This window comes from Methylobacterium sp. CCH5-D2 (genome assembly GCF_001556475.1).
Classification (GTDB): domain Bacteria; phylum Pseudomonadota; class Alphaproteobacteria; order Rhizobiales; family Beijerinckiaceae; genus Methylobacterium; species Methylobacterium hispanicum.
The window spans coordinates 1-2,533 of the sequence record NZ_LSIX01000767.1 but is presented as its reverse complement, the minus strand read 5'-3'; the positions used below and the strand labels follow the sequence as shown (position 1 = coordinate 2,533).

The window sequence follows — 2,533 nt, the reverse complement described above, 5'->3', positions numbered from 1 at the left end:
TGTCAATCGGCGTCCAAAAGGGACCCAGGATCGGCGTCCAAAAGGGACCCACCGGCCGCCGCGCATGAGCGCCAACGCAGAGGCCGATGTCGCGCAGCCGGTCGGGTCAGCGAAGCGGCATCGGCCTCGTATCCAGCCTGACGCCGGATTGAGCCTGGCCCCACGACATGAACGGCATTCAGCTGCGGGTTTTCAGCCGCCAGCTGGCGTTGCCCGTCTCCAGGATGTCGCAGTGGTGCGTCAGGCGGTCGAGCAGCGCCGTCGTCATCTTCGCGTCCCCGAACACGCTCGGCCACTCGCCAAACGGCAGGTTCGTCGTCACGATCACCGAGGTCCGCTCGTAGAGCCGGCTGATCAGATGAAACAGCATCTGCCCGCCCGCACGCGGAAACGGCAGGTAGCCAAGCTCGTCCAGGATCACGAGGTCCATCCGTGCCAGCTGCGAGGCCAGCCGACCGGCCTTGCCCGCCCGCGCCTCCGCCTCAAGCTGGTTGACCAGATCGACTGTGTTGAAGAAACGCACCCGCGCCTCGCGTTCCCGCACGCAGTTCGCCCCGATCGCGATGGCCAGATGCGTCTTGCCCGACCCCGTGCCGCCAATCAGCACAGCGTTGCGGTTGTCGGTGAGGAAGTTGCCCTGGTGCAGATCGCGCACCATCGCCGTGTTCACGGGCGAGGCGGCTAGGTCGAACTCGGCCAGCGTCTTCAGGACTGGGAACTTGGCATTGCCCATGCGGTAGGCCGTGGCCCGGCTTTCCATGTCAGCCAGTTGCGCGGCCAGCAGATCCCCCACGACCCGCTCCGGCGCATGCCCGCGCTTGCCGGCCTGCGTGATGATCTCGTCGTAGGCGGCGCGCATGCCGCGCAGCTTGAGCTTGACCATCAGCTCGACGACGGTGTGCCGCTCCATCAGATCGCCTCCAAAGCGCGCAGGCCGTCGTAGCGTGCGCAATCGGCCGCAGGCTCGATCCCGAGCGTCAGGCCGGCGGGCGTCGGCACCGACGTAGGCGGAAGGCTCTCGCGGCCACGCGCGAGCAGGTTGAGCACCGCATCGGCGCTGAACAGACGCGCGGACAAGGCCGCGATGCATGCAGCCTCGACCGCCTCCAAGCCTGCCTCCGGCACCGCCGAGAGGATCGCGACGAACTGCCGGTCGCCGTCGGCATGCGCGCGCAACCGCTCGCGGATCTGAGCCAAGCCGCAGGGCAGATCCCAGTCACGGAAGGGCTCGCCGTTGCGCAACGCTCCGGGCTTGCGGGCCAGCACGGGCAGGTAGTGCCAGGCGTTGAAGATGGTCTGGTAGCGGCCGAAGCAGCGCCGATGCTCGGCCACGATCTCACCGTTGAGGAAGACGGCGATCCGGTCGGCATAGGCACGCAGTTGCACGTGTCGCCCGGCCACCCGGGCGGCCACCGAGTAGCGGTTGTAGTCGTAGCGCACGAGGCAGGTCTTGGAGGCGACGACCTCGACCTCGTGGAAGCCGTCGAACGCGCCGCGGTAGGGGATCAGAGCCGGCTGATCCTCGGTCTCGAAGACGGCCTGGACGGTGCGGTCGCGCTGCACCGGATGGGCTGCGGTGGCCGCCCAGAGCCGACACTGCTCCTCCAGCCAGTGGTTGAGGTCAGCCAGCGTCTCGAAGCGCAGGACCGGCTTGAAGAAGCGGTTGCGCGCGGTGCGCACCTGGTTCTCGACCTGCCCCTTCTCCCAGCCCGCGCTGGGATTGCAGGCGGTGGGCTCGATCAAGTGATGTGAGCAGAGCTGCAGGAAGCGGCGGTTGAAGGTGCGCTGGCGACCCACGAAGATCGCCGAGACGGCCGTGCGCATGTTGTCGTAGATGCCGCGCCGACAGGAGCCGCCGAAGAAGCGGAAGGCGTGCTCGTGGGCGTCGAAGACCATCTCCTGCGTCTCACGCGGATAGGCTCGCAGCAGGAAGCGCCGGCTGTGGCAGAGCCGGATATGGGCGACCTTGACCTGCGTGGTGACGCCGGCGAGCCGGACGGTCTCATGGCTCCAGTCGAACTGGTAGGCCTCACCCGGGGCGAAGGCGAGCGGCACGAACACGCCCGCGGCGGTGGCGGCATGCTCCGTGAACCAGCGTTGCGCGTAGCGGCGCACCGCGTCGTAGCCGCCGGCATAGCCCTCCGCCCGCAGCCCCTCGAACAGGCGTGTGAGGCTGAGGCGCTCGCGTTTAGGCTTGGCCAGCTCCTCGGCCAGCAGGGCGTCCAGGCGCGCGATGTGCCCATCGAGCTGCGGTCGGGGCTGGTGCTGACGCTTGTAGGCGAAGGCGGTCTTGTCCGAGCGCAGCGCCTTGCGCACGACCTTGCGGGATAGGCGCAGCTCGCGCGAGATCTCCCGGATGCTCCGGTGCTCGCGGAACAGGCGCCGGATCTTGGCGATGGTCTCCACGATCAACATCCCCGGCTGGCTCCCTGACCGTGAGCGGTAGGGAGCAAGAGATGCACGGGGGCGGGGTGGGTCCCTATTGGACGCCGATCAGCCCCTCAGCCGGGTCCTTTTTCCACGCCGATACCCA

The 2,533-nt window shown here is 68.2% G+C and carries 2 protein-coding genes; both read right to left on the bottom strand.

Going from position 1 to position 2,533, the window contains the following annotated elements:
• Positions 1 to 178: 178 nt before the first annotated feature.
• Positions 179 to 910, bottom strand: a complete 732-nt coding sequence (istB, locus tag AX737_RS20565; RefSeq protein ID WP_066924500.1) for an IS21-like element helper ATPase IstB — start codon at positions 908 to 910, stop codon at positions 179 to 181.
• The gene (gene istA / locus AX737_RS20560; protein WP_066924498.1) at positions 910 to 2,415 is read right to left on the bottom strand and encodes an IS21 family transposase; all 1,506 of its coding nucleotides are present in this window, start codon (positions 2,413 to 2,415) and stop codon (positions 910 to 912) included. The genes istB and istA overlap by 1 nt, the downstream gene beginning before the upstream one ends.
• Positions 2,416 to 2,533 lie beyond the last annotated feature (118 nt).

Bases quoted from the DNA above. Each gene is read 5' to 3' on its own strand.
- istB (WP_066924500.1), bottom strand. From the start codon at position 910: ATGGAGCGGCACACCGTCGTCGAGCTGATGGTCAAGCTCAAGCTGCGC.
- istA (WP_066924498.1), bottom strand. From the start codon at position 2,415: ATGTTGATCGTGGAGACCATCGCCAAGATCCGGCGCCTGTTCCGCGAG.